This window comes from Roseibium algae (genome assembly GCF_037783265.1).
GTDB lineage: Bacteria > Pseudomonadota > Alphaproteobacteria > Rhizobiales > Stappiaceae > Roseibium > Roseibium algae.
The window spans coordinates 458659-484583 of the sequence record NZ_JBAKIA010000002.1 but is presented as its reverse complement, the minus strand read 5'-3'; the positions used below and the strand labels follow the sequence as shown (position 1 = coordinate 484583).

Annotated in this window: 23 protein-coding genes; 11 read left to right on the top strand and 12 right to left on the bottom strand. The window is 54.8% G+C overall.

From position 1 onward, the window contains the following. Positions 1-180 precede the first annotated feature (180 nt). Positions 181-1854 (top strand): thiamine pyrophosphate-binding protein, encoded by a 1674-nt coding sequence (locus tag V6575_RS05910; RefSeq protein ID WP_340273233.1) that lies wholly within the window; start codon positions 181-183, stop codon positions 1852-1854. A gap of 144 nt (positions 1855-1998) precedes the next feature. On the opposite strand, the gene V6575_RS05905 is transcribed toward V6575_RS05910, so the two are convergent. The 3 genes from V6575_RS05905 to V6575_RS05895 all read right to left on the bottom strand — a co-directional run bounded on the left by V6575_RS05905 (position 1999) and on the right by V6575_RS05895 (position 4704). Next, on the bottom strand, positions 1999-2829 hold the full coding sequence (locus V6575_RS05905; RefSeq protein WP_340273232.1) for a universal stress protein: 831 nt from the start codon (positions 2827-2829) through the stop codon (positions 1999-2001). A 115-nt stretch (positions 2830-2944) separates the two neighbouring features. Further along, entirely contained in the window at positions 2945-3514 is a 570-nt protein-coding gene (locus tag V6575_RS05900; RefSeq protein ID WP_340273231.1) for a GNAT family N-acetyltransferase, read from the bottom strand. A gap of 35 nt (positions 3515-3549) precedes the next feature. Continuing rightward, a complete protein-coding gene (locus V6575_RS05895; RefSeq protein WP_340273229.1) occupies positions 3550-4704 on the bottom strand; it encodes an acyl-CoA dehydrogenase family protein in 1155 nt (384 codons plus the stop codon). A gap of 113 nt (positions 4705-4817) precedes the next feature. On the opposite strand from V6575_RS05895, the gene V6575_RS05890 reads away from it, so the two are divergent. The 5 genes from V6575_RS05890 to V6575_RS05870 all read left to right on the top strand — a co-directional run bounded on the left by V6575_RS05890 (position 4818) and on the right by V6575_RS05870 (position 11356). Further along, positions 4818-6611, top strand: coding sequence for a sensor histidine kinase (locus V6575_RS05890; protein WP_340273228.1), 1794 nt, complete (start codon positions 4818-4820; stop codon positions 6609-6611). Next, positions 6608-7990 carry a sigma-54-dependent transcriptional regulator gene (locus tag V6575_RS05885; RefSeq protein WP_340273226.1) on the top strand — a complete coding sequence of 461 codons (1383 nt, stop codon included), beginning with the start codon at positions 6608-6610 and terminating at the stop codon, positions 7988-7990. Before V6575_RS05890 ends, V6575_RS05885 begins: the two co-directional genes overlap by 4 nt. Positions 7991-8264: 274 nt before the next feature. Next, positions 8265-9281 carry a C4-dicarboxylate TRAP transporter substrate-binding protein gene (locus V6575_RS05880; protein ID WP_340273225.1) on the top strand — a complete coding sequence of 339 codons (1017 nt, stop codon included), beginning with the start codon at positions 8265-8267 and terminating at the stop codon, positions 9279-9281. A 78-nt stretch (positions 9282-9359) separates the two neighbouring features. Continuing rightward, positions 9360-9992 carry a TRAP transporter small permease subunit gene (locus V6575_RS05875; RefSeq protein ID WP_340273224.1) on the top strand — a complete coding sequence of 211 codons (633 nt, stop codon included), beginning with the start codon at positions 9360-9362 and terminating at the stop codon, positions 9990-9992. Next, a complete protein-coding gene (locus V6575_RS05870; protein ID WP_340273223.1) occupies positions 9989-11356 on the top strand; it encodes a TRAP transporter large permease in 1368 nt (455 codons plus the stop codon). The genes V6575_RS05875 and V6575_RS05870 overlap by 4 nt, the downstream gene beginning before the upstream one ends. An 88-nt stretch (positions 11357-11444) precedes the next feature. On the opposite strand, the gene xseA is transcribed toward V6575_RS05870, so the two are convergent. Then, positions 11445-13034 (bottom strand): exodeoxyribonuclease VII large subunit, encoded by a 1590-nt coding sequence (xseA, locus tag V6575_RS05865; RefSeq protein ID WP_340273221.1) that lies wholly within the window; start codon positions 13032-13034, stop codon positions 11445-11447. Between the two features lie 154 nt (positions 13035-13188). Here xseA and V6575_RS05860 point away from each other — a divergent pair, with 154 nt between their 5' ends. The 3 genes from V6575_RS05860 (at position 13189) to V6575_RS05850 (ending at position 16401) form a co-directional block, all read left to right on the top strand. Beyond that, entirely contained in the window at positions 13189-13947 is a 759-nt protein-coding gene (locus V6575_RS05860; protein ID WP_340273220.1) for a 16S rRNA (uracil(1498)-N(3))-methyltransferase, read from the top strand. A gap of 190 nt (positions 13948-14137) precedes the next feature. Continuing rightward, positions 14138-15511: a glutamate--cysteine ligase gene (locus V6575_RS05855; RefSeq protein ID WP_340273218.1), complete on the top strand. Its 1374-nt coding sequence runs from the start codon at positions 14138-14140 to the stop codon at positions 15509-15511. A 107-nt stretch (positions 15512-15618) separates the two neighbouring features. Continuing rightward, positions 15619-16401 carry a hypothetical protein gene (locus V6575_RS05850; protein WP_340273216.1) on the top strand — a complete coding sequence of 261 codons (783 nt, stop codon included), beginning with the start codon at positions 15619-15621 and terminating at the stop codon, positions 16399-16401. 76 nt (positions 16402-16477) lie between these two features. Here V6575_RS05850 and V6575_RS05845 read toward each other — a convergent pair whose 3' ends face one another. Further along, positions 16478-16810 carry a DUF1127 domain-containing protein gene (locus tag V6575_RS05845; RefSeq protein ID WP_340273214.1) on the bottom strand — a complete coding sequence of 111 codons (333 nt, stop codon included), beginning with the start codon at positions 16808-16810 and terminating at the stop codon, positions 16478-16480. A 538-nt stretch (positions 16811-17348) separates the two neighbouring features. Here V6575_RS05845 and V6575_RS05840 point away from each other — a divergent pair. Together V6575_RS05840 and V6575_RS05835 are read left to right on the top strand one after the other, a co-directional pair. Then, a complete protein-coding gene (locus tag V6575_RS05840) occupies positions 17349-18224 on the top strand; it encodes a LysR substrate-binding domain-containing protein (protein WP_340273212.1) in 876 nt (291 codons plus the stop codon). Positions 18225-18322: 98 nt separating this feature from the next. Beyond that, positions 18323-19204, top strand: coding sequence for a LysR substrate-binding domain-containing protein (locus V6575_RS05835; RefSeq protein ID WP_340273211.1), 882 nt, complete (start codon positions 18323-18325; stop codon positions 19202-19204). Between the two features lie 2 nt (positions 19205-19206). On the opposite strand, the gene V6575_RS05830 is transcribed toward V6575_RS05835, so the two are convergent. From V6575_RS05830 to V6575_RS05800, 7 genes are all read right to left on the bottom strand, one after another. Beyond that, positions 19207-19644 carry a hypothetical protein gene (locus tag V6575_RS05830; protein ID WP_340273210.1) on the bottom strand — a complete coding sequence of 146 codons (438 nt, stop codon included), beginning with the start codon at positions 19642-19644 and terminating at the stop codon, positions 19207-19209. 280 nt (positions 19645-19924) lie between these two features. Then, positions 19925-21061: an alpha-hydroxy acid oxidase gene (locus V6575_RS05825; RefSeq protein WP_340273209.1), complete on the bottom strand. Its 1137-nt coding sequence runs from the start codon at positions 21059-21061 to the stop codon at positions 19925-19927. Positions 21062-21087: 26 nt separating this feature from the next. Beyond that, positions 21088-21897, bottom strand: a complete 810-nt coding sequence (locus tag V6575_RS05820) for a FadR/GntR family transcriptional regulator (protein WP_340273208.1) — start codon at positions 21895-21897, stop codon at positions 21088-21090. Positions 21898-21993: 96 nt separating this feature from the next. Beyond that, positions 21994-22956 (bottom strand): 2-hydroxyacid dehydrogenase, encoded by a 963-nt coding sequence (locus tag V6575_RS05815; protein WP_340273207.1) that lies wholly within the window; start codon positions 22954-22956, stop codon positions 21994-21996. Next, positions 22949-23167 carry a hypothetical protein gene (locus tag V6575_RS05810; RefSeq protein WP_340273206.1) on the bottom strand — a complete coding sequence of 73 codons (219 nt, stop codon included), beginning with the start codon at positions 23165-23167 and terminating at the stop codon, positions 22949-22951. Before V6575_RS05810 ends, V6575_RS05815 begins: the two co-directional genes overlap by 8 nt. Before the next feature lie 11 nt (positions 23168-23178). Beyond that, positions 23179-24534 carry an amidase gene (locus tag V6575_RS05805; protein WP_340273205.1) on the bottom strand — a complete coding sequence of 452 codons (1356 nt, stop codon included), beginning with the start codon at positions 24532-24534 and terminating at the stop codon, positions 23179-23181. After that, the gene (locus V6575_RS05800) at positions 24531-25895 is read right to left on the bottom strand and encodes a TRAP transporter large permease (RefSeq protein ID WP_340273204.1); all 1365 of its coding nucleotides are present in this window, start codon (positions 25893-25895) and stop codon (positions 24531-24533) included. Before V6575_RS05800 ends, V6575_RS05805 begins: the two co-directional genes overlap by 4 nt. Between the last annotated feature and the right edge of the window lie 30 nt (positions 25896-25925).

The window sequence follows — 25925 nt, the reverse complement described above, 5'->3', positions numbered from 1 at the left end:
AAAGATAACGACGGCCGCATATGTTGCGGCCGTTTGTCGTTCGTCTGAATTTCTGCCGAATTGGAATGATGTCATTGCCAAATAACGTGGCAAGGCCACCTGCCGGGGTTTGGCCGGTTGGAGTATACCAAAGTCAGAATATGTCGCAGACACAAGACATCATGAAAGCAGGGAATGGACATGGGCCAGAAATCCGGAGGACAGCTTCTTGTTGAAGCGTTGGAACAGCATGGTGCAGAGCGCGTCTTTTGCGTTCCAGGCGAAAGCTATCTGGCCGTTCTAGATGCCCTTCATGACGCGTCGATCCCAATAACCGTTTGCCGTCAGGAAGGCGGCGCGGCGATGATGGCCGATACTTATGGCAGGCTGACCGGAAAACCGGGCATCTGCATGGTAACCCGCGGACCCGGCGCGACCAATGCCGCTGCTGGCGTTCATGTTGCCATGCAGGATTCAACGCCGATGATCTTGTTCATCGGTCAGATTGAGCGGGGCATGCGTGAGCGAGAGGCGTTTCAGGAAGTCGATTATCGTCAGATGTTTGGCGGCATGGCCAAATGGGTCGCCGAGATTGACCATGCAGATCGTATGCCCGAATTCATTTCGCGCGCTTATCACGTAGCAACGTCCGGTCGCCCAGGGCCTGTGGTTCTGGCTTTGCCTGAGGACATGCTGGTTGAGATGGCTGATGTCAGCCAGCCTGATCCTTGGCGGCAAGTTGAGACGCACCCCGGTCTGACGGTTATGGCGGATTTGCAGAAGCGGCTCTGGGCAGCTGAGCGCCCGATGGCTATCCTGGGTGGAAGTCGTTGGAGCGCAGAGGCTGTGGCCGGGTTCGCGCGTTTTGCCGAGCGTTTCAGCCTGCCTGTCGCATGTTCTTTCCGTCGTCAGTCGCTGTTCGACAATCTACACCCTAATTATGCTGGCGATGTCGGCATCGGGATCAATCCGAAGCTTCTGGCACGGGTCAAGTCCTCTGATCTGGTTCTGTTGGTCGGTGGTCGCCTGTCCGAAATGCCGAGCCAGTCCTATACGTTGCTGGACATTCCACAGCCGTCTCAGCAATTGGTGCATGTCCATCCAGATGCCGAGGAACTTGGCCGAGTTTACCGGCCATCGCTCGCGATCCACGCCAGCCCGACCGCGTTCTGCAAGGCAGCAGAAGGTCTCCAGCCGCCAAACGTGCTGACGAACACAGGCCAGTCAGATGAAGCGCATGCAGAGTATCGTGATTGGTCAGAAGCGCGTCCGCAGGTTCCTGGTACGCTACAAATGTCCGGCGTGATGGACTGGATCGAAGGCAACGTTCCAGATGACACCATCTTCACCAATGGAGCTGGCAACTTTGCGACTTGGGTGCATCGGTTTCACAGGTTCCGCAAATATGGAACTCAGTCTGCTCCCACCTCAGGTTCCATGGGCTATGGCCTGCCTGCAGCCGTTGCCGCAAAACTGACGTTTCCGGAACGGGAGGTCATTTGTTTTGCCGGTGATGGATGTATTCAGATGAGCATTCAGGAGTTTGGAACTGCCTGCCAGGAAAATGCCGCGATCATCGTGGTGGTGGTCGACAACGGCATGTACGGTACAATCCGGATGCATCAGGAGCGTGAGTACCCGGGGCGGCCTTCGGCCACCAAACTGGTGAATCCTGATTTTGCTGCTCTTGCCAGATCTTATGGTGCCCATGCAGAAACAGTGATCGAAACGGCGGAATTCGGTCCGGCCTTTGAGCGAGCACGGGCGAGCGGAAAACCCGCTCTTCTGCATTTGAAACTTGATCCGGAAGCCATCACGCCAGCAGCAACGCTGAGCCAAATTCGGGCTGCTGCCGAGGAAAAGTTCAAGTCTTGAGCAATATCATTCGGTAAAGTTGACCTCGCTGCGCTGCTCGAAAGGATGGCTTGGCCGAAAAATTAAGAGCGTCAGGCATATGGCCTGACGCTCTATTTCTTAAAAATGCGATCGCCTGAAAGGCTCGGGCAACATTCCTGCTAATTAATGAGCCATCAGAACCGGCACGGTCATTGCCGCAAGTATCTCGCGTGTTGCCCCGCCAAACAGGAACTCGCGCATACGACTGTGTCCATAGCCGCCCATGACGATCAGGTCGTTGCCGTGATCGGATACATAGTTCAGCAAAGTGTCGGCTATGCCGGTTTGCGGGTTTGTGATGACGTCGATGGTGACATCCAGATTGTGCCGGGCGAGGTAGGTCGCGATTTCTGCACCGGGCTGGCCATCATTGGAAACATTCTTTTCCACGATAAGAATCGTGATTTTGTCTGCTGTCTCAAGCATGGGCAGAGCCGCATGGACCGCGCGGGTGGCGGTTGAGCTGCCATCCCAGGCGATGACGACGTTTTTGGCCGTTGGTTGAGCAACTCCGATGTAAGGCACCAGCAGCACAGGGACGCCGCTTTCGAACAGGATCGTTTCGATCAACAGTTCGCGCATGGGCTCGGGAGTGTCTGGGTTAACTTGCCCTATGACGACAAGATCCGTGGTTCTGCAGTTTTGCAGAAGGCCCTCGAGCGGCCCACCGGTTAGCACATCTGTGATGCGGCTCCCGGATTTGACGCCTGCAAGCCGGGCAAGTTCGTCAAATACCTTTTTTGACTCTTTTGCTGCGTTGACGGCCTGATCATGAGCGGCTTGCATGTAGTCAACGGGCATGGGTGCACCCGCAAAAGCCGGCATGACAGGTTCAAATGCTATGGAAAGCCCGGTGGCATGGGCGTCATTTTTGGCGGCCAGATCCAATGCATGCTTGGCCGCCGGCTGGGCGCCAGACAAGTCGACAATCGTGAGTATGTCTTTCAAGGCCATGATATTCACTCCCTTTGAGGAACCGGGCAGCTGCCCTCGTATATCGGCATTTTAGGCAGTTATCTTGATCCTTACTTTGAGGGGGATCAATTGGGCATTCATCTTCTGGCCAGATTTATCGTATCGACTGAAGAACCTGATCATCGGAGCGAGCATGACTGAGCGAAAATCTATAAACGATGCCGTCTTCCATCCTGCGCTTTGGACCATCTTTCCAAACCTGCCCCCCCAGGCGAAGTGCCAGTGATTGAGATGCGTGATTGTCCCGGTGTACCTCTGCAGCCGCCTCTTGCCATTCTAGTGTTTCGAACAGCCAGGCTTTGACGGCGCAGGAGGCTTCGAATGCTACCCCTTTGCCTTCGGCTTCTTTGGACCAAAGTGTCCATGTGAGTTCGGGGATGGCCGCCGCATCCAGTTGCATTGGCCCAACGTGTCCGAGAGCCTGGCCACTTGTTCTGTCGGTGATGATAAACCGTCCGAAGCCTCGCAAGGCCCAGTGCCCAATCATGCTGGCAAATTTTTCAAACGCAGTATGATGCGGTTTGGGGCCGCCGGTGAACCGGGTACGGTCAGAAGTTGCATAGTCACGATACGCCGGGAAATCCGACAGCTCCGGCATTCGCAGAACAAGTCTGGGAGTCTCGAGTGTTGGTGTGCCGGCGAGGGTTGGCAGTGGCGGCTTCATGACGGTGGTCCTCCAGCGGATGATGTGCCCTGACCCTAAATGGCTTTCATGACATCCCGTGCAATGATTAGCCTTTGAACCTCTGAAGTGCCTTCATAGATGGTTGTGATCCTGGCATCCCGCGCATAGCGCTCTAGTGGAAAATCTTTGATGTAGCCAGCGCCGCCATGTAACTGAAGGGCTGTGTAGGTTGCTTTTTGGGCGGCTTCCGACGCGAACAGTTTTGCCATGGAAGCTGCTTTGGAAAATGGCTTGCCGCTGTCCTTGAGGGTTGCGGCCTGCAGGATCAGGAGACGTGCTGCTTCCAGTTCCGTTTCCCGGTCAGCGATCATCCACTGAAGGCCTTGCATGTCGGCAAGTGGTCTGCCGAATTGTTCGCGTTCCTTGATATAAGCTTTTCCTGCTTCCATCGCCTTGCCTGCGATGCCAAGCGCGAGGGATGCAATGCCGATGCGCCCACCAGCCAGCTCGCTGACGGCGATCTTGAAACCATCATTTTCAGCACCCATCATTGCGGTCGCCGGAATGCGGCAGTCCTGGAACAGGACTTCGTTGGTGGCCGAACCGGTTTGGCCCATTTTCTTTTCTGCCTTGCCGATCACGAGGCCGGGCGTGTCCGCTTCAACCAGGAAACAGGAGATGCCTTTCCCCTTGGGAGCGTCCGGATCGGTTACGGCCCAGACAACGAAAAGCCCGGCGTATTCTGCTGAGGTGATGTATAGCTTGGCACCATTCAGGATATAATGGTTGCCGTCTTTCAAAGCGCGGGTTTTCATCGCGGACGGGTCGGACCCGGCGCTGGCCTCCGTCAGGCAGAAACCACCAGCCGGATATGTGCCATCTGTCAGACGCGGCAGATAGAGCTCTTTTTGTTCATCAGAGCCAACGGCCTGAATGACTTCGCCGACCATGTTGCTCACCGAGACAGTTACAGCTGTTGACGCGCAACTTCCCGCGAGGGCTTCGACAGCAAGGGCAAACCCGACTGTGCCAGCTTCCGTTCCGCCATAGTCGGCAGAGACATTCAGCCCCATGAAGCCGTTTTCTGCCAAGAGGCGCAGATTGGCAAGCAACTCGTCGCGCCCATCGCCTTGATCGAGTTTCTCGGCCACTGGCTCCAGTCGGTCGCTAGCAAGCTTGCGCGCAGTATCGGCGATCATTTGCTGTTCTTCGGTGAAACTGAAGTCCATTGACACTTTCCATCCCATTGTTGTCCTGGCGGCAAACTAGCCGCAGTGCAGCATGATTGTCCATCTTCCTCAGAACGGTTTGCGGCGGGGCTCCAAACAGGAGATAAGGGAGTATGTCGACCCGATTGATCCTCCTGGCGCTTCCGCCTCTTGTTGTTATGCTGATTGCCGCTCTGCTGGTGCAATATATGGTGCAGCGGGAGCAGGCATTTGTTGATCGCAAGGCTGCCGAACGGCTCACGCTGTATCGTCAGACAATTCTGGGCGAATACGAGAAATACCGCTATTTGCCTTACATGCTGGCGCGAGATCCACGGGCAACCGTGGTCTTGAAAATAGGCGAACCGGCTGAGGCCGCCAATCGTTTCCTTGAGGAAATGGCAGAGAAGTCAGGTGCTGACTTGCTCTATGTGATGGACCGATCTGGCAATACGCTAGCCACAAGTAACTGGCGAGACCAGCTTTCACTGATCGGCCGAAATTATTCGTTTCGACCCTATTTCCAAACCGCAATAGACGGTGGGGAGGGGCAGTTTTTTGCTATCGGCGCAACCATTGGCGAGCCAGGACTTTTTCTGTCACTGCCGACGCCTGTCGAAGGCGTTCCAGATGGGGTTGCGGTCGTAAAAGTTGACATGGAACCGCTGGAGAAAGCTTGGGCTGAAGGCGGTGAGACGGTGTTTGCAACCGATGCCAACGGCGTAATTTTCCTGGCTTCAGTGGCGGATTGGCGGTATCGCACGCTCGACACATTGCCCTCGGTTGTCCGAAGCAAGATCGAAATGACTCGTCAGTACGCGGATGAGGCCTTGGTCAAGCTATCTGATCAGCCCATTGATGCCGAACGGACTGTTGCAATCGGCGGAGAGGTCTTCCGACACAACGAAGCCGACGTCGGGCTTCTTGGCTGGACGTTGCATTTCCTTGTGCCGATGAAGGAGACCCGCAAGAACAGTTTGCCGATATGGGTCTCTGGAATTGGCTTGAGCTTGTTGTATCTGGTCGGAGTGCTCGTCTATCGTGGCCGAGCATTGCGGCGTGCTTCGGTGCTTCTGCGTAAGGAAAGTGACAGTTTGCGCGAACTCAATCAGCTCCTGGTGCAAGAAGTTGATGAGCGACGGCGTGTTGAGTCTGAGCTTCGCACAGCCCAGCGACGACTTGCTCGGTCCAGTCGTTTGGCCGCGGTTGGGCAGATGTCTGCAGCCGTTGCCCATGAGTTGAACCAGCCCTTGGCGGCTATGCGAATGTTCGTTGCTGGCGCGCGTAAGTACCTCGAAGGCGGGCATGTGACATCCGTTGAGGACAATCTGCAGGAAATAGACGCCTTGCAGCACCGTATGGCCGCGCTCACTCAGGAGCTTAAGCGGTTTGCCCGTCCGGCGGAAAGCCGGATCGAGATTGTCGACATGCGGGCTTGCATCAAAGTGGCTGAGAAGATTGTCCGTCCGCGTCTGGAAGAAGTCGATGTGCAGTTGATCCTGCACTTGTCAGAACAGCCGCTCAATCTTGAAACTGCGCCTTTGAAAGTGGAACAGGTTCTGGTGAACCTGCTGCGCAATGCAGCAGATTCTGTCGCAGATGCGGAAAATCGCGAAATTGTGCTTGATGCAGAGAGATTGGGCTCTGAAATTCTGGTCAAAGTGTCTGACAGTGGCGAGGGTGTGCCTGAAGATCTGCGTGAGAAGATTTTTGATCCCTTCTTCACGACCAAGTTGAGCAGTGGTGGGCTTGGCCTTGGACTGTCGATCTCAGACCGGATAGCGGAAGATCTCGGCGGCACTCTCAAGGTTCAGTCAGGGGAGAACGGCGGCGCAACCTTTGTCTTGCGCCTGCCTGCACCTGAGAGTTCCGAAAATATGACAGATGTGACTGAACAGGCGAAACGGCTGGAGTTGACGACGCTATGATGACCGTGAGCGATAAAACGCCAGTCCTTATTGTCGATGACGATCCGTCCATGCGAGCAGCACTGCACCAATGGCTGGGACTTGCAGGCTTCGAGACGATTGAAGTGCCTGATGGCGATACCGCGATGCGCTATGTCAGATCGGACTTCCCCGGCTGCGTGGTCTCTGATGTCATGCTGAAAGGAGAAGACGGCGTCAGTTTGATGGCGCGGATCGCAGCTGTTGATGCAGATATCCCGGTGATCCTGATTACTGGGCATGGTGATGTGCCGATGGCTGTCGATGCCATGCGGTGCGGGGCTTATGATTTTGTCGAGAAACCGTTTGATCCTGACAAGATCGAGGATCTGGTGCGCAAGGCCTGCGAAAAGCGCATGCTTGTCATGGAAAACCGGTTCTTGTCGCGGCGTCTTGAAGAAGAAGGCAGCCTTGAGAAAAGGTTGATCGGCAACAGCCCGGTCATGCGGGCGCTTCGTGAGCGTGTGATGCATTTCGCAGGAACGGACGCTTCCGTTCTGATCACCGGTGAGACGGGCACGGGAAAAGAAGTCGTTGCTCAGGCGCTCCATGAATTTGGCAATCGGAAAAACGCTCCCTTCGTTGCGATCAATGCGGCAGCTCTTCCTGAAGCGATGGTTGAAGCGGAGTTGTTTGGCCATGAAGCCGGAGCTTTTACGGGTGCTGACAAGACGCGCATAGGGCGGATTGAGGCTGCCAACGGCGGTGTTTTGTTTCTTGATGAGATTGTGTCCATGCCGATCCCGCTTCAACCTAAGCTCTTGCGGGTCTTGCAGGAGAAGAAGGTCGATCGGCTAGGCGGTCGCAAACCAATTCCCGTGGACTTCCGCGTTATCAGTGCTGCAAACATTGAGCCTCGGGAAGCTGTGGCGTCAAAGGCCCTGCGTGAGGATCTACTCTTCCGCCTCAACACGATTGAGATTGCCATTCCGCCGCTCCGGGAACGGGGCAGCGACAGCCTGCTCTTGTTTGACACGTTTGTGAATCGCTTTGCAGTTCAATATGGCGTGGCTGCATCTGATGTGAGCGCGCGTGATGAGGTCTTTTTGCAGAGTTATGACTGGCCGGGAAACATACGTGAGCTGCGAAACGCTGCAGAGCGTTTTGTGTTGAACGCCGGTGTTGTGCGGCAACCCCTTGAGGTGCTTGTCATTGGCGGAAAATCTGGTGCCTCACAAAGTACTACGGGCAGCTTGAAAGATCTGATGGACAGTTATGAGCGCAGTGTGATTGCGAATGCTTTGCGCCGTCATGAGGGCAGCATTGCCAAGGTCATGCAAGAATTGGGAGTTCCTCGTCGTACCTTGAATGAAAAAATGGTTCGGCTGAAATTGAGTCGACCACAAGTAAAGATAGAATAGCCGCCTGCTGATAAATCACGGGCGATTCGGCCACCTTTCGATGGGTCGGCGAATAGTCGCTTATGGGGATTTCTTGTAGGCAATATATTGCTTATTATTGGGTGCTTACAAGCGAAGAACTTCTCTCAACGTCGATATTTTTAGTAGATTCCAAGGTTTGGGATACATTTGGCACGCTACATGCTAACTGTTTGTCAGCTTGGTGGACGTCTGCACATGATGCAGTCGAATTTTCTGCCAAGGTCCATGAGCCAATCTATCTGGGAGGATCAGTATGCTCACTGCCCGCAAATTTGCGACGGCTGCATCCGCAACCGTTCTGGGACTTTTCTTTGCCACCGAAACCTTCGCTGCAGACGTCACATGGAATGTGTCGGTATGGGGTAAACGCCGTGCATTTACCGAGCACATCGAGTACCTGGCTGAAAAGGTTGCCGAAAAAACCGATGGCAAGTTCGAAATCAAGCTGCATTACGGTGGGGCGTTGTCCAAGCCACGTGAAAACCTTGATGGGATTTCCTTTGGTGCATTTGAAATGGCGCAAATGTGTGCGTCTTATCATGCAGACAAGAACCCGACACTGACAGTTCTTGAGCTGCCATTCCTCGGCGTCAACGATTTGGAAACAGAAACGAAGGTCAGCTGGGCGGTTTATGATCACCCTGCGGTCAAAAAGGATCTGGCCCGCTGGAACGCTGAAGTTCTGATGCCATCCCCAATGCCACAGTACAACATCATCGGTGTCGGCGATGCGCCATTGAAAGTTGAAAATTTCGATGGCATGCGCGTCCGTGCACTTGGTGGCATCGGCAAGGCCATGGAAACCGTTGGTGCGGTTCCAACCTCTGTCACAGCATCTGAAGCTTACCAGGCGCTTGATTCCGGTACAGTGCAGGGCGTTGCCTTTGCCCCTCATGCGCACCTGTCGTTCAAGACAGTTGAAGCTGGTAAATGGTGGACAGCCAACCTGAATCCGGGCACCGTCCAGTGTCCAGTTATCGTCAACACAGACGCTCTTGCTGCGCTTCCAGCGGATATGCGCAAGGTTCTGGATGAGACGGTTCCAGAAGCTGTTGATCACTATCTCGAAACCTACGCCAAGGTTTACGACAAGTGGTGGCCTGAGTTGAAAGAGCGCAACATTATTCAGATCGAATATACCGATGAAGACCTGGCTGCTTTTAAAGCCAAAGCCGGTAAGCCGATCTGGGACCAGTGGGTTGCTGAGCAGTCTGCTAAGGGCATCCCTGCCCAGGAACTTCTGGACCTCGTTCAGTCGAACGTTCAGTAAAATCCCGACTTCATTTCTATAAGTTGATCAATAGACTCCGGCGCATTTTGCGCCGGAGTTAACTTGCAGGAACATATCATGGCCGGTACGCTATCAAGCCCGGATCAACCCGAGACTTTCATCAAATTTGACGGGGTTCTCGGGCGCATCGAAAATATATTCAACCTGATTGCTGCCTCCAGTATTCTCATTCTGATGTTTCTCGCTGTCGCGCAGGTGCTGGGGCGATTTTTCCTCAATATGCCGGTGCCGGGTTTCATCGACATTACCGAGCAGGCCATGGCCGTCTTCGCCTTCTGCGGTGTCGCCTATTGCCAGCGTGTCGGTGGCCACATCCGCATGGAAATGGTGCTTGGGAAACTGAAAGGCCGCGCGATGTGGGTGGCCGAGATGGTCGGCGTCATCCTGATCGCCATTGCCGTTTTCCTGCTGATCTGGGGCTCTTGGTTCCATTTCTACCGGTCCTGGTCGTTGGGTGACAGCACCATGGACATTGGGTTCGTAACCTGGCCCTCGAAGCTTGTCATTCCAGTCGCTCTCAGCCTTTTGTTCCTGCGCTTGATGATGCAGATCTACGGCTATTTGCGCCTCGTGATCAATCCGGATGCCACACCCTATGGAGTGCCTGTCATTCAAGATGTCACGGAAGCGGCACAGCATGAGATTGAAGAAGCTTTCGGCGATGACATCACTGCAGGAGACGCGAAATGACCCCGTTTGAGGTTGGTCTCTTGATGACGGGCATGTTGCTCGTCATGGTCGTTATTGGAATGCGTGTTGCATTCGCGGCGGCTTTCACTGGTCTGGTCGGTTTGATCGTTCTATTCTCCATGAAGATGGGCTTTGAAAGAGGGTTCTTTGTCGCGCTGAAGATGGCGGGAACGATCCCGCACTCCAAATCCGTGACCTACACCCTGTCCGTCTTGCCGACGTTCATTCTGATCGGTTTTCTGGCCTTCTATGCAGGCTTCACAAAGCAGTTGTTCGAGGCGTCCAAGCGCTGGTTGGGCTGGATGCCGGGCGGCATGGCGGTTGGAACAGTCTTCGCTACCGCTGGCTTTGCGGCCGTTTCCGGTGCATCTGTCGCGACAGCTGCCGTCTTTGCCCGCGTTGCCATTCCTGAAATGTTGGCGGCAGGTTATTCCAAACGTCTGTCGTCTGCCGTGGTGGCAGCAGGTGGAACCCTGGCCTCGCTCATCCCGCCATCTGCGATCCTGGTGATCTACGCTATCCTGGTTGAACAATCGGTCGGCAAACTGCTGATCGCAGGTTTCTTGCCGGGCGTCTTTTCGGCGTTTATCTATGTTGCAATCATTGTCGGGATTTCTGCTTGGCGCGGCGATGCTCCGCCAGTGCGTGGTTTCACTTGGGGGCAGCGTTTTTCCTCGCTTCCCGGCACATTCCCGATCATCGCAGTTATCGGTATTATCTTCTCGTCGTTCTTCTTTGGTCTGGCAACGCCAACGGAAGCTGGATCCCTCGGGGCATTCGTTGTTCTGGTGGTGGCATTCGTAAAAGGCATGAGGTTCCGCCAGCTCGGTCAGGCGCTTCATGAGACGGCCAAGCTCACGGTGATGATCTTCACGTTGATCTGGGGCGTACTGGTCTACGTTCGGTTCCTCGGCTTTGCCGGTCTTCCGGATGCCTTCAGGGACTTCATTGTCGCGCTGGAGTTCTCGCCCTGGATTGTGATGATCCTGATTCTTTGCGCTTATGCGGTGCTGGGCATGTTCATGGATGCCATCGGCATGCTGATCCTGACCCTGCCTGTGGTCTATCCGGCTGTTATCGCCCTCAATGGCGGTGAAGCGGTGACTGCAGCGGACAGTGCCTTCGGCATGTCAGGAGAAGCCTGTGCAATCTGGTTCGGAATTTTGGTGGTTAAGATGGCAGAGCTTTGTCTGATTACGCCGCCAATTGGGCTCAACTGCTTCGTGGTGGCGGGTGTACGCCCGGACATTCCGGTACAGGAAGTCTTCCGCGGCTGTGTGCCGTTCTTCATCGCGGACATTCTGACCATCGGTGGTCTTCTGGCCTTCCCGTCGATCATTACGCTTCTGCCTTCGTTAATGTAGGTACTGAGCGATTTGCTTGAAATCAAAAGGCCGCTGCGCATAACCGCAGCGGCCTTTTTCTTGAATGTCTCGGTGACGAAAAGCGGGTCTAGAACAAATTGCCCTGATTTGCGGATGTCTTTTCCGCACCGGGTTTCTTCGTCTTTGGCTTTGTAGCTTTCGGGGCTGCCTTTGGAGCCGGTGGCTGAGCAATGCCGTCTCCAGTTGCGAGCGCATCGACGATCCCATCCGCCAGCTCAATGGAAAGCGTTGCGCCGGGTGCGACGCTTGCTGCTGAGCGAACGGGTTGGCCGGTGTCATCGCGCAGCAGTGCATAGCCACGTGACAGCACATCTTTGTAAGATAGTGACTTGAGCAGCTTTTCCTGACCGTCCAGCCGATCACGGGATTTGGCCAGCCGAAGCTTGAAGGAAAGGTCCAACCGTTCATTCAGCCCATTCAACCGTTCTGTGCCCAAGGACAGTTTCTGCCTGAGCGGAGCTGCGGACAGTCGAGACGCCGTTGCTGAAAAGCCCTGACGTTTTTGGGTGATGGCAACACTGAGCGCTCTTTGCTGGCGATCAAACAGGCCTGCGAGCGTTGTGCGGGCGCTGTCTGTTGTCCGTTGTAGCACCAAAGGCGACAGACGAATTGCTGCGTTTTGATAGGCGCTGCGATGACTGCGAGTGTTTACGGTCAGCGCGTGTTCTAGGCGGCTGGCGCAGGTATCAAACTGCTGACGCGGCAATGCGAGAAGATCGCGCGGAGCAGGCAGGGCAGCCCCGGCAGCTCTCAGCTCTGTGCGCCGGTTGGCAACCAGCCGGTTGAGACCGGATGACAAACGCCGGGACAGATCATCAATCAGGCTCATCAGATCGGCTTTGACCGGCACGGCAATCTCTGCAGCGCCTGTGGGCGTTGGTGCGCGCACATCGGCAGCCAAATCGATTAGCGTCCAGTCGGTCTCGTGGCCGACGGCGGAAATCAGGGGGATGTCGCTGTCAGAGGCTGCTCGAACGACGCTCTCTTCGTTGAAGCCCCAAAGGTCTTCAATGCTTCCTCCGCCACGCGCAACGATGATCAGGTCGGGCCTTGGTATCGCGCCGCCCGTTGGCAATGCGTTGAACCCCCGAATGCCGTTGGCAACTTCTGCGCCGGATGTTTCGCCTTGAACACGGACCGGCCAGACAATCACATGCAGCGGAAACCGATCAGATATGCGGTGCAAGATATCGCGAATGACAGCACCTGTCGGCGAGGTGACAACACCGATGACGCGAGGCAGGCTTGGCAGAAGCTGTTTGCGTTCTTCAGCAAAGAGGCCTTCTTCGCCCAGCTTGCGCTTACGTTCTTCCAACAAGGCCATCAGGGCGCCAGCGCCGGCTGGCTCCAGCGCGTCGATCACCATCTGATATTTCGACTGTCCGGGAAATGTCGTGATCTTGCCGGTGGCGATCACTTCCAGCCCTTGCTCGGGCTTGATCTTCAGTTTGGAGGCATTGCCTTTCCAGATGACGCCGGACAGAACCGCTCGGTCATCCTTCAAATCCAGATAGATGTGCCCGGAGCCGGGGCGTGAAATCCGGCCAAGCTCACCGCGCACTCGAACGTATCCGAATGAATCCTCCATCGTTTTCTTGATGGAGAAAGAGATGTCCGCGACCGAATATTCAGTCGCGTTCGATGAGTTGTCAGCCAAGGTCTGGTTCCTTAAATTTCCCTCCGAAGGTGGCCGGTTCGGCGGCACCGGTCAAGCGTGAACGGGATCTCAAAGGCAGCGAATGCAAAGCTATCCAGAGGCTCTTTGCTCTCTGCCATTGAAAAGCCCGACCCAGAGGTCTTAACTAGAAGGTATGACCCGATACGATTACCGCATGCAGCGCCTTTTTCTGCGCCATATCCTCGCCGAGGGAGCTTCGATAGAAGCTGATCGCGGTCAGGCGAACTATTTGCTGAATGTTCTGCGCCTTAAAAACGGCAGCGAGCTGCTTGTTTTCAACGGAACGGATGGTGAATGGCTCGCCTCAATCCGGGCGACCGGTCGCAAGGCCTGCCATCTTGATCTGGTAAAGCAGGTGCGGGAGCAGAGCAAAGCCATTGATCTGCAGTATCTGTTTGCGCCTCTGAAACATGCACGTCTGGACTACATGGTGCAGAAGGCGGTCGAGATGGGGGCGGGAGCTCTGCGCCCGGTTATGACCCAGCATACGCAAGTCAGTCGTGTTAATCTGGAGCGCATGGAAGCAAATGTGATCGAGGCTGCAGAGCAATGCGGCGTGATTGCGGTTCCTGAGGTTTTGGAGACGCTCTCGTTGACGGAGCTTCTGTCAAATTGGGCAGTAGATCAGCCAGGCAGACGTTTGCTGTTCTGCGATGAGGGGGAGGAGAGCCAGAACCCGATTGCAGAGCTGGTGCGTATCGCAGATGCCGGGCCGCAGCCCTTGGCCATTCTGGTCGGCCCGGAGGGCGGTTTTTCCGAAGACGAACGCGTTTTGCTCCGAGCTCGGTCCTTTGTCAGTGCCATCCCCTTGGGACCTCGAATTCTACGGGCTGACACAGCTGCCGTAGCGGCTCTTGCCGTTGTTCAGGCCACACTTGGGGACTGGGCCTGAGCAAGAAGATGCTACTCAAGTTTGTGTGACATTGAAATTACGCCAAAACGGTGTCTTGCTTTCATCCTTCCAGCATCTTAAATGCGTCGAGGCCTTTGGGTTTTTCTGAAGGTGTTAGGTGTTTATTGCGTTTGTGCGCGGCCAGTGGGCTGAGTATCGTGCGAGCCGTTTGAGAATTGGAAAGTCCTGTATGGCCCGCGATACCGTTGATTCCACGCCGATTGAAAATATTGCCGATCTCTCTGCGACCCTTGAAGAGGGGAACAAGCCTGCTGAAAAGTTTCTGATTGGCACCGAACATGAGAAGTTCGGCTTTCATTTGTCTGACTTGTCTCCCATTCCCTATGAAGGGTCCAATGGTGTTGAGGCTGTTCTGACTGGAATGGAAAACCTGCTTGGTTGGGACAGGATTGAGGATAACGGCAATATAATCGGACTTGCCGACTCAGTCGGTGGCGGTGCTATTTCTATTGAGCCAGGCGGACAGTTCGAACTGTCAGGTGCGCCGCTGCAAACGCTCCATGAGACCTGCCGTGAAACCAACGCTCACCTGGCCCAGGTTCGCAAGGTTGCAGACCCGCTAGGCATCGGTTTTCTTGGTTCTGGCATGACCCCGACCTGGCGGCGCGAAGATGTGCCGCAAATGCCCAAGTCCCGTTATGACATCATGCGCAGATACATGCCGAAGGTCGGGTCATACGGGCTCGACATGATGCATCGTACATCTACCATTCAGGTGAACCTGGATTTCTCCAGCGAAGCCGATATGGTCAAGAAGATGCGTGTCGGGCTGGCGCTTCAGCCTATTGCGACAGCGATCTTCGCCAATTCGCCATTCTCTGACGGCAAAGTGAATGGGTTCAAATCCTTTCGAGCTCACATCTGGAATGATTTGGATGCTGATCGGACCGGGAACCTGCCATTTGCTTTCGAGGATGGCTTTGGGTTCGAGTCTTATGTGGAATGGGCACTTGATGTGCCAATGTATTTCGTCAAGCGTGGCGACACCTATTTTGATGTGACCGGGACAACGTTCAGACAATTCATGAATGGCGCTCTCCAGGGCACTGTGCCTGATGCCTTGCCGACGATCGGCGACTGGAACAATCATCTGTCTACGCTCTTCCCGGATGTGCGTTTGAAGACATTTATCGAGATGCGCGGTGCTGACGGGGGACCATGGCGTAGAATTTGTGCCTTGCCAGCCTTCTGGGTTGGCCTGCTGTACGACGATGGCATTCTGGATCAGGCATGGCAGCTTGTGCGTGACTGGACCACTGAAGAGCGCATGGCTCTGCGGAATGAAGTGCCAATGTCCGCACTGCAGACATCTTTCCGGCAGGGTACTGTTCTTGATATTGCCAAGGAAGCTCTGGCCCTTTCGAAAGAGGGTCTGCGCAGGCGCAATCGTTTGAGCGATGGCGACCTTGATGAGCAGGTGCATTTGGCGCCAATCGAGGAAGGATTGGCTGCGGGCATGTGTCCTGCAGATGTTCTGTTGCAGCGCTACAATGGCAATTGGAATGGTGACATAGCCCAGATTTTTAAGGACTACGCCTACTAGGGCTCGGCTTTTCATTCGCGACATACGATCGCTGCAGAGCGGAATTTGACGTTGCTGATCAGAAAGTTGATCATGCAAGTCAATTCACTCGCAGCAAGGTAGCCCTCATGGCGGATATCCCTGATTCTCCTCTACCCTTTGACTTCGCAGCCGTTGCGAAGGAAATGCAGCAGAGGTTTGGCTGGAGTGAAGGAGACTTGGGCGCTGCCATGTCACAGCTGTTGCCTGCCGCAATGAGCGGTGCGCGGCACTTTGGTGGCATGGGCCCTGACTTTCAGGCAAATACGCCAGGTGCCGATGTGCCCTTTCCGTTTTTGTCTTCCTTTCGCTCGCAAACGACTCCGATACAAGAAGATCCCATGAAGGGGTTCTTCGGGACGGATGCTATCCGCAAGGCGGTTGCAGAGCAGGTGGCCTCCGCAACCGGCTTGCAGCAGGATGCAGTCGCAGAAATGATGCCAGTGGCTGCAACCCTGGCGATGGGGGAGATTGCGCGTCCTTATCTGAAGGGCGAATCGCTTGAGCTCATGGAACTGTTCATGCGCGGCTTTGCAAGGGGAAGGCCGAAACCAGCGCCGAGCGCCGTTGACTATATTGAGAGCTATACAAATGCCATGCAGTCGTTCTGGTCGGGGTTTTCAAAGTCATCAGCGGCGATGACCTCTGAACCGGCTGATGAACAAGCTCCAAGTGAAGTGCAGTCAGAAGAGCTAGAAAAGCCCAATGCGGCTTCAAACTCTAATGAAGCGCAAAACGGTGTATCGGATCTTGAGAATACAGTGGCAAGCTGGATGGCCGCCGGACGGGATTTTCAGTCAAGTCAGGCCAAGGCATTCGACAGCTTTTTTGAAAAGGCTGTTCTTGATCTTAATGAGCCATCATCGAAATAAAAAAATGGCCCGCTGGGGGCAGCGAGCCAGTTGGGTGTCAGCAAAATATGCCGACGGGGCTGCAGTCAGATAAGGCTCAAGCAGCGAGCCTATGGTCTGGACATGACATAGGTCCAGATTTATGTGCCTCCGTCTTAGCGGAAGCTTTAGGGAGTTGAGCTGAGGCCAAGGCGCGTTTTTCAAGAGAGCGCTCGCGGGCCCATTCGCTCAAAACATGAGATGGGTCGGTAAACAGGGATACCTGTTTCGCACATCGAAGATCGCTCCGCGTCAGGCCGATGTCCTCAAGTTGTGCGTCTGTCAGGTGATGCAGGCGATTGACCTGGCGACGGTTAACCAGAAGACGCCATGCGCGAGTGACCATTGACCCAAAGGTTGTGATCAGGGTGTGTGTGGTTGAAGTCGACATGGCATAATTCTCCTGTTAGCTGACGAAACAATTTTCGCCTGCTCGTTCCGCGCCGCGTTGCGACGATCCGTCTGCTGGGAACAATTGGAAGATGCAGAATACGATCACATAAATCCAACGAATGTTTCTTATGCGATCTATCGTTTTTTGTTATGTGACACTTGTTTTGATGGTTCATGGAAATAATTAGTTTTTAATATCAGTTATTTAGGCTTTTTTATTTCCGGGTCGGACTTGTGGAAGGCAAGTGAAACATCATCGTATAAATTTTGACGCAGCCGTTTTCCCACCGGATTTCCCTCGGTTTGCAACTGTGAAACACTGACTTTTCATGGAAGAGGATTTCGAGAATTTTATTAATAATATAATCAATTCATAGGGTTGGAGGTTGTGATCAAGCGGTGGCATTTTGAACGTGGGCTTTGATAAGGCAAAAATAGTTTTAAAGGTTTGATGATTGTCAGAGTCCAGCAACTCCGATATGTCAGATGAATGACTTTGATAGTATTCATCTGAAAACGTGATGTATGGTTCGGCGATGTTAGATCTTGATCAACTGCGAACATTTGTTGCTATCGCTGAATGCGGCAGCTTCACGCGCGCGGCGGAAACCGTCCATAAGACTCAGTCTGCTGTTTCCATGCAGATGCGCCGACTGGAGGAAAAGGTTGGCCGCCCGATCTTTGTTCGCGATGGGCGCATGTCCCGGTTGACGGAAAATGGCGAACGTCTGCTCCATTATGCGCGTCGCCTTGTTCAGTTGAATGATGAGACCTTGGCAGCTTTTGATGAGACGGAAGTGTCCGGGTTTGTCCGTCTGGGCACTCCAGATGATTATGCTGACCGGTTCTTGCCAGAAATTCTGGCGCGGTTCTCCAGGTCCAATCCAAAGGCGGAGGTCAGCGTTGTCTGCGCACCAACGCCGAACCTCTTTGAGCTGGTGGCAGAAGACGAATTGGACGTCGCGATTGTCACCCATGTCTGGAAGAAAGGTCGCAAAGAAGCGCAAGTGGTTCGGCGAGAACCGCTTTTGTGGGTGACCTCTGCCCGTCATGCTGCAGAAAACGAAACTGTACTGCCGTTGGCTCTTGGCCGGGCAACTTGCGATTGGCGCAAAGCAGCCTTATCGGCGCTTGATAATGTTGGCCGCGAAAGCAGGCTTCTTTATTCAAGCTGGAACTCGACCGCTGTCGGGGCTGCAGTTCTCGCGGGGCTCGCAGTTTCCGTCTTGCCTGAGTCAGCGCTGCGTCCGGGGATGCGCGTTTTGTGTGAAGCAGATGGTTTTCCGAAGCTTCCAGACTGCGACATCGGAATCATGAGGTCCTGGCGGCAGAACACCCGTGTCACGGAAGCTTTGGTCGAGCACATTCTTTCGTCCCTCGATAATCTGTCTGTGCCTCAGGCCGAAGTCTAGGTCTTTGATTGATTGATCACTAATTCGGATGTATCTTGGTTAAAGGTATTCGAATGTGTTGTGATTTCCATCCGAGCTTTTGAGGCAGACTTCGACCTATGCATCATGTTTTGGACATTGATCAGCTTCGCACGTTCCTGGCCATCGCAGAGCTGGGCAGCTTCACCAAGGCTGGAGAGGCCGTTCATAAAACGCAGTCGGCCGTTTCCATGCAGATGCGCCGACTGGAAGAGCGCGTCGGTCTGGCCATCTTCGTCAAGGATGGGCGGCAATCCCGATTGACCGAGGATGGTGAGCGGCTGATTGAATATGCGCGCCGTATTATTTTGCTGAATGATCAGACACTGTCAGCCTTTGGCGGTCGAACGGAGGTCGGCAGGGTCAAACTGGGCATTCCAGATGACTACGCGGATCGTTTATTGCCAAGGGTTCTGGCAGCCTTCGCACGGCTCAATCCGGCAATTGAAGTTCAGGTCGAGTGTGCCAGCAGTTCAAAAACCTACGCTGCGGTTCGCAATGGCGAACTTGATGTCGCGATCATCACATCCGCCGAGAGTCAGGATATGTCGGGAGAAGTGATACGACGCGAGCCGTTGCATTGGGTGACGTCATCAAGTCACTTTGCTCATACCAGTGAGACTGTGCGTCTTGCGATAGGTGCGCCCAGTTGTTGTTGGCGCAGGCTTGCCATGGAGGCTCTAGACCGTGTGTCACGCGCCTATTCGATCTCATATGTCAGCTCAAGCGCTGCTGCTCTGGTGGGGGCGGTTCAGGCTGGCTTGGCCGTGACAGTGTTCCCGGAAAGCGCTGTGCGGGAAGGGATGCGAATTCTGGACGAAAAGGACGGCTTTCCAGGCTTGCCACATTGCGATATTTCCCTGCTGCGATCTGATAGCGCCCGTGCACCGATGCATGACACGCTTTGCAATCATATTGTTGCTGCGATTGGGAACGTGTCCATCGGCATGGCTGCCGAATAGGGTCATGCCGTTGCCGTGGGATGCCAGGTCGGCGCGTAGCCATTGGAGAGGGCATGGACAATGCATGCAGGCGTCAATACGGTCACCGAAGAAGCTTTCGAAATGGCTATACGAGGTATTTCATAACCACGCGGTGTCCACATGAGAGCCTTGCTGTTGCGTGCCGCATGAGGCTGACCTTGCCATATAAACATGGCGGCGTCGGGCAGGCTCTCAAAGGCTGCTGAATACCGCTTTGGCTTACCATTTTCCAAACGATCCTCATGCAGGACAAGATCCATGTCGTCCGCTTTCATCGGTTCATCTGCAGATACTCCTTCAGAAAAGGCTGCGGCAAATTCTTTGGCCTCTGCCCGGCGACATTCGAAGCAGGGTCGGTGGCCTGAGGCCAATGCAGTTACCTCATCCATAAAGAAAAGCTCGGTGTAGCTCGTGCCCATCAGCTCTCGTTGGCGGTTTTTGAACGAGGTGACACAGCAGATCCAGCGCCGGGAGCTCCACCGGCGTTTTGTGAGTGTTTTTGTTTGCAAATCGTGTATTCGTCCGCCGCGATTGCCTAAAAACAATCCTCGATCCGGGATGGCAACAATTTCTCCGGTCGGCAGGACGCGGTTTTGCAAAGGATGAGGTCGAGCCATATGGGGGAATAACCTCTGTTGCGATGTTAGTCCGGATTAACGAACGGCCCGGCGCACTTCATGAAACACGCCGGGCGCTAAATTATAGCACCATATTGTGGCGGCCAACCTTGTGAATATCCGTCTCTCCGCACAGACCCATGGTCACATCCAGCTCCTTGTGAATGATTTCCAAAGCCTTGGTGACGCCAGGCCTGCCCATGGCGCCAAGGCCATAGATGTAGGATCTTCCTATAAATGTGCCCTTTGCGCCCATGGCCATGGCCTTGAACACGTCCTGACCCGACCGGATGCCGCCGTCCATATGGACTTCGATCTTGTCACCGACTGCATCGACGATGTCGCGTAGAACGTCGTAGGAAGCCAAAGCTCCATCGAGCTGACGACCGCCATGGTTGGAGACGACAATCGCATCTGCTCCGATGTCTGCAGCGATCTTGGCATCTTCAACGTCATTGATGCCTTTCAGGATCAGCTTGCGGTCCCAATGCTTTTTGACCCATTCAATGGAGGACCAATCGAGTGTTGGGTCGAACTGGCTGTTGGTCCATTCGGCAAGCGAACTCATGTCGCCGACACCGTCTACATGCCCGACGATGTTGCCAAATTGACGGCGCTTGGTCTGCGCCATGTTCCAGCACCAGCGTGGCTTGAGCGCCAGATCAGCGAGCACGCGTAGGGAAGGGTTTGGCGGCGTGGACAGACCGTTCTTGATGTCCTTATGGCGTTGACCGAGGACCTGAAGATCCAGGGTTAGGCATAGTGCCGAACAATGCGCCGCATGGGCTCGTTGCATGAGGTTCTCGGAGAAACCGCGATCACGCATGACATAAAGCTGGAACCAGAACGGCTTGCTCGTGTGTTCTGCAACGTCCTCAATCGAACAGACAGACATGGTGGTCAGTGTGAAAGGCACGCCGAACTTCTCGGCGGCTTGTGCTGCGAGGATCTCACCGTCGGCATGTTGCATGCCGGTCAAGCCAACGGGAGCCAGGGCCACAGGCATGGAGACGTCTTCGCCGATCATCTTTGTCTTCAGGCTGCGATTATCGATGTTGACGGCGACCCGCTGCCTTAACTTCTGGCGTTGGAACGCGGCTTCGTTGTCATGATAGGTTTCTTGGGTCCAGGAGCCGGTGTCCGCATAGTCGTAGAACATTTTGGGGACGCGGCGCTTTGCGAGGGCCTGAAGGTCCGCGATGCAGGTAATAGGGGCCATGGGTCTGTTCCGTCTAGATTGAAAAGTCAGGATGAAGAAGCTTTGACGCTTCGTGGTTTCGTAGGTGCTGGTACCGAATTCTGTCGTTGCTGATGTCGCTGGTCCGCAACTAATTTACGGGCCTGAGCTTCCTCGGCTTCGATGAGTGCTTGTGAGACAAACGCAATATGTTGTCTGGATGCCTCGCTGGCGGCTTGAGCGTCGCCGGCTATGATGTGCGCAACGATTTCCTTGTGCTGTGCCAGAACGACAGTGTGAGCTGTTGGGTGATGGTCCAGGCGTTGGCGATTGAAAAACACACCGTTGGTCAGCAGTCTGTAGCAGGAGCGCAGGCTGTGCAGGAGGATTACATTGTGGGCAGCTTCTCCAATTGCTTGATGGAGGCCTACGTCAAGTTCTGCCTCGCGTTGATGGTCACCCGCTGCATGTGCGCTATCCATTTGCCCGATGATTTCGGTGAGGATCTTGTGGTCTGTTTGGCTGGCTCGTTCCGCTGCGTGACCCGCAGCAACGGCTTCTATGTCTTTGCGAAATTCCAGATAGTCAGAAGTGGCGGAGGGATGACGCCCGATCAGTGCAACAACAGCCTCAGAGAAAATTGGCCCGATCACATCGGCGACGAAGGTACCGCCGCCTTGACGGCTTGATAGAAGGCCGCGTTGCTCAAGTGTTTTGAGGGCTTCTCTTAGCACCGGGCGAGAGACATCCAACTCACCGGAAAGGTCTCGTTCCGCTGGCAACCTGTCGCCAGGGCGCAAGACTCCACTGAGGATCAATTCCTCGATTTGCTGTATGGCCGCATCGGCCGTCCGGGTTTGGTCTATCTTTCGAAACATAAATCAAACTGCATTCTAGCGAAGTGACCAGCCTATCCAGTCTTGCTTTTTAAAACGCAGATTTTAAAATTGGTCAATTAAATTATCCAATTTATGTCAAAGCAGATCTTTTGGTGTTCTCCCGGCAAAAAATGCATCGAGATTGTCGAGGGCGCGAAAGCCCATGGCATCGCGGGTGCGGGTCGTCGCGCTGCCAATGTGCGGCAGCATGAAGATGTTGTCATGGCCGGAGAACGCCGGATTTCCTCCTGGCTCCACCTGGAAACAATCAAGTCCTGCGGCCATCACCTGACCGCTGTTCAATGCCTTCATCAGGGAAGCTTCATTGATGAGAGCGCCGCGTGCCGTGTTCACGACGACGGTTCCCTTTGGCAGAAGAGCCAAGGTGTCATCGTTGAGAAGGTTGCGGGTCTCAGGCGTTGCCGGACAATGCAGGGATAGAAAATCAGCCTGAGGCAGCAGGCTTTCTAGAGTGTTGTGATAAATCGCCTCATGTTCCTCGGCTTCTGGCAGCCGGGAGCGGTTGTAATAATGGATTTCCATGTCGAATCCGCGTGCCTTTTTGGCAAATGCCTGTCCGACACGCCCCATCCCGACAATGCCGACCCTTGCACCGCTGACCTGCTTGCCGACCATGAAAGACGGGCTCCAGACAGTCCAGCCACCGCTGCGAACAATCCTGTCGCCTTCCACCGCACGCCGGGCCGCCCCTAACATCAGCAGCATTGCGATCTCGGCTGTGGCATCCGACAGAACATCCGGCGTGTTGGTGACTGTGATGCCTTTTGCCTTGATGGCCGCTAGGTCACAGTGATCCACGCCAACGGAATGATTTGCGAGAATTTTCAGGCGTGGGTCCAGCTGTGCCGCAACATCGGCTGAAAATATTTCGGAATGGCAGGGCATCATGGCATCCGCCTGCCGGCTCATTTCGATGATTTTTTCAGCTGAACTCACGTCGTCAGCTTCATTCAGGATCACATCATAGCTTTGCCGGGCTCTCGCAACCGTTGCTGCCGAAACCTTGCGAGGAAGCCAGAGAACAGGTTGATCAGCCATTGTCGCTGTTCTGCGCCTTGTTACTCAGGCATTCCTCGTAAAAATCGTAGAGGGCCAGGGACAGGACGAATATCGCGATACACCAGAATGGCAGGCCGCCCCAGAAACCAGCAAATCCGGTTGAAATGCTGTGGGCGAGGCCGATCACGAAAGTAAACACCATAGCGGTCCCAATCAGGCCAGCGAGTATTTTGGTATTGCGTCCGAGCATGGAACCTCCTGTCAGGCCGCTTGGGCCGAAAGTATATTGATGAGCCAGCGGGCGGTGCGCAGAAGACGGTCATCTTCCTCTATGCCGCCGACAAGTTGAACGCCTATAGGAAGACCTGTGCTGCCAACCATCACTGGCAGAGAGAGGCAAGGCAGTCCGGCAAGCGTCCAAAGAGTGCTGAAAATAGGATCGCCTGTTGTTGGACCAAGCTTCGGTGCTTCACCCGGAGCGCTGGGCGTCAGGATGGCGTCGAAGTCCTTGAAGAAGGCGGTAAAGAAGACGTCACTTTCCTGCATGGTGCCCAGGGCTTCGTCATAAGCAGTCTTTGTTATTGTGCGCCCACGTTCGATCACCGGCTTCAGCGTGTCGCTGATCTGGTCCCAGTGACCGTCGAAGATCTCCTGCAGGTGTTGGCAGATTTCATATTCGTGGATGATCCTTTGGGTCTCAACCAATCCTGCAAAAGCTGGTGGGGATTTGACCCGTTCCACACGAGCTCCCATGGCACCGATCAGCTCTTCAAATCCTGCCGTTGTGTCGGCGGTCATCCGATCTGCGAATGGCAGATCGAACCACGCCAGCAATGGCTGCACGGGAGGTTCTGCCTGAAAGCCTTCCAGCACAGCGGGGCGAGGACGCGCGTAGCTTTTTGCATCTCGCTGATCATGGCCCTTGAGCGCATCAACAAGCCGTGCCGTGTCCTCAGCTGTCCTTGCGAAAACGCCAATCTGGTCCAGCGAGACAGACGTCTGCAGAACGCCTTCGCGGGAAATCATTCCGCGTGTCGGCTTGAAACCATAGACGCCGCAAAAAGACGCTGGACGGATGACGGACCCGTTGGTCTGGGTTCCGAGCGCCAGCGGCACTTGAAAGGCTGCCACCGCTGCAGCAGATCCACTGGATGAACCGCCGGGCGTACAGTCCGGATTATGGGGATTGGTCGTGTCAGCTGGATGGACGAAGGCAAACTCAGTCGTCTTTGTCTTGCCGAGAATGATCGCGCCTGCCTCCTGCAAACGCTCGACCACGACGGCATCTGCGGTGGGGTGTCTTCCCTGAAGGACAGGCGACCCACGCTCTGTTGGAAGGCCTGCGGTGTCGATGATGTCCTTCAATCCGATGGGCAAACCATGAAGGCTTCCCATGGGGCGCCCGGACTGGCGGATTGCATCCATCTGGCTCGCTTGGGCGAGAGCGTGCTCTGGATCGATAAGCGCCCAAGCCTTCAGTTGGCCGTCTGTTTCCTCAATGCGCGTGAGACATGCCTTGACCAGATCGGTCGAGGTGAGCAAGCCAGCCCGAATTTTCCGGGCCGCCTCACTGGCCGTCAGCTCATTGGGCGCTTGCTGGGCAATCATGTGGTTCATGGGATATAGGGTCCAAACAGATAGTCAGGCAGCCAAAGAGCAATGCCGGGGAACTGATACATCAGCACCATCGAGAAGATGACGATCCCAAGATACGGCAGGATGCCCTTGAAGATGTCAATGAGCTCGATTTCGTTCTTCAGCACCCCTTTGAGATAATAGGCCGACATGGCCATGGGCGGTGTCAGGAACGAGGTTTGCAGATTGAGAGCCACCAGCATGGCGAAGAAGTAAGGGTTGACGCCGAATGTCTCCAGCATGGGCAGGAAGATCGGGACGAAAATGATCAGGATTTCGGACCATTCCAGCGGCCAGCCGAGGATGAAAATAATCAGCTGAACCATGACCAGGAACTGCCAGGGCTCCAGGTTCATGCCGAGGAACCAGTGCTCAATGACGTCGTGGCCGCCAAGGTATGAAAAGACCGAGGCGAAGGTCCAGGATCCGACGAACAGCCAGCACACCATGGCAGTTGCCTTGGCCGTCAGGAAGACGCTTTCCTTGACCTTTCGCCATGTGAGCGAGCGATAGATTACCGCAAGCACCAATCCGCCAAGAGCACCCATGGCAGCCGCTTCGGCAGGCGTGGCCAAGCCGCCCAAAATGGACCCAAGCACCAGCATGATCAGTACGGTCAGCGGGACGAAGGAGAAGATCAAATCCAAATAGATCTTGGATGCAGGCGGAACGTCTTCCTGGTTGGGTTTGGGAGCGATGGCAGGATTGATCCAGACCCGCACGATCACATAGACAATATAAAGGCCCGCCAATATGAGGCCCGGAAACACAGCTGCCGCATAAAGGCGCAGCGGCGACAGCTCGGCAATCGCTGCATAGACAATCAACATGATGGAGGGCGGAATGAGAATACCAAGCGTTCCGCCGGCGCAGATCACACCGGATGCGAATTTCTTGTCGTAATTCGCATTGGCCATCGCCGGAAAGGCCAGCAGTCCCATCAATGTCACCACCGCGCCGACGATGCCGGAGGCTGTCGAGAAAACGGCGCATGTGATCAAAGCGGCAATCGCCATGGATCCGGGTAAGTTCCGCGCGGCCATTTGCAGCGAAAAGAACAGCCGGTTGACGATGTTGGCACGTTCCACCACATAGCCCATGAACAGGAACAGCGGGATGGCGACAAGCGTGTCATTCTCCATCACCGAATAGGTGTTCTGGTTCAACAGGTAAAAGATGTTGTTTGTGAAGACGTCGGACAGCGTTTCAATGCCGCCTTGGTAATAGGCGTAATAGCCGAAACCGACGCCCATTGCGAGCAGGGTAAACGCGATTGGAAAGCCGAGCAGCACCAGCACGATAAACAGGCACAGCATCATGATTGCGACTTCGGGATTCGTCATCTGTCTGGAACTTTCGTCAAAGGAAGTGCT

Coding starts and splice junctions, on each gene's coding strand:
- V6575_RS05825 (WP_340273209.1), bottom strand. CDS start 21,061: ATGGCCCCTATTACCTGCATCGCGGACCTTCAGGCCCTCGCAAAGCGC.
- V6575_RS05820 (WP_340273208.1), bottom strand. CDS start 21,897: ATGTTTCGAAAGATAGACCAAACCCGGACGGCCGATGCGGCCATACAG.
- V6575_RS05840 (WP_340273212.1), top strand. CDS start 17,349: ATGTTAGATCTTGATCAACTGCGAACATTTGTTGCTATCGCTGAATGC.
- V6575_RS05800 (WP_340273204.1), bottom strand. CDS start 25,895: ATGACGAATCCCGAAGTCGCAATCATGATGCTGTGCCTGTTTATCGTG.
- V6575_RS05835 (WP_340273211.1), top strand. CDS start 18,323: ATGCATCATGTTTTGGACATTGATCAGCTTCGCACGTTCCTGGCCATC.
- V6575_RS05870 (WP_340273223.1), top strand. CDS start 9,989: ATGACCCCGTTTGAGGTTGGTCTCTTGATGACGGGCATGTTGCTCGTC.
- V6575_RS05900 (WP_340273231.1), bottom strand. CDS start 3,514: ATGAAGCCGCCACTGCCAACCCTCGCCGGCACACCAACACTCGAGACT.
- V6575_RS05890 (WP_340273228.1), top strand. CDS start 4,818: ATGTCGACCCGATTGATCCTCCTGGCGCTTCCGCCTCTTGTTGTTATG.
- V6575_RS05810 (WP_340273206.1), bottom strand. CDS start 23,167: ATGCTCGGACGCAATACCAAAATACTCGCTGGCCTGATTGGGACCGCT.
- V6575_RS05815 (WP_340273207.1), bottom strand. CDS start 22,956: ATGGCTGATCAACCTGTTCTCTGGCTTCCTCGCAAGGTTTCGGCAGCA.
- V6575_RS05805 (WP_340273205.1), bottom strand. CDS start 24,534: ATGAACCACATGATTGCCCAGCAAGCGCCCAATGAGCTGACGGCCAGT.
- V6575_RS05880 (WP_340273225.1), top strand. CDS start 8,265: ATGCTCACTGCCCGCAAATTTGCGACGGCTGCATCCGCAACCGTTCTG.
- V6575_RS05860 (WP_340273220.1), top strand. CDS start 13,189: ATGACCCGATACGATTACCGCATGCAGCGCCTTTTTCTGCGCCATATC.
- V6575_RS05845 (WP_340273214.1), bottom strand. CDS start 16,810: ATGTCGACTTCAACCACACACACCCTGATCACAACCTTTGGGTCAATG.
- V6575_RS05855 (WP_340273218.1), top strand. CDS start 14,138: ATGGCCCGCGATACCGTTGATTCCACGCCGATTGAAAATATTGCCGAT.
- V6575_RS05895 (WP_340273229.1), bottom strand. CDS start 4,704: ATGGACTTCAGTTTCACCGAAGAACAGCAAATGATCGCCGATACTGCG.
- V6575_RS05885 (WP_340273226.1), top strand. CDS start 6,608: ATGATGACCGTGAGCGATAAAACGCCAGTCCTTATTGTCGATGACGAT.
- V6575_RS05830 (WP_340273210.1), bottom strand. CDS start 19,644: ATGGGCACGAGCTACACCGAGCTTTTCTTTATGGATGAGGTAACTGCA.
- V6575_RS05905 (WP_340273232.1), bottom strand. CDS start 2,829: ATGGCCTTGAAAGACATACTCACGATTGTCGACTTGTCTGGCGCCCAG.
- V6575_RS05850 (WP_340273216.1), top strand. CDS start 15,619: ATGGCGGATATCCCTGATTCTCCTCTACCCTTTGACTTCGCAGCCGTT.
- V6575_RS05910 (WP_340273233.1), top strand. CDS start 181: ATGGGCCAGAAATCCGGAGGACAGCTTCTTGTTGAAGCGTTGGAACAG.
- V6575_RS05875 (WP_340273224.1), top strand. CDS start 9,360: ATGGCCGGTACGCTATCAAGCCCGGATCAACCCGAGACTTTCATCAAA.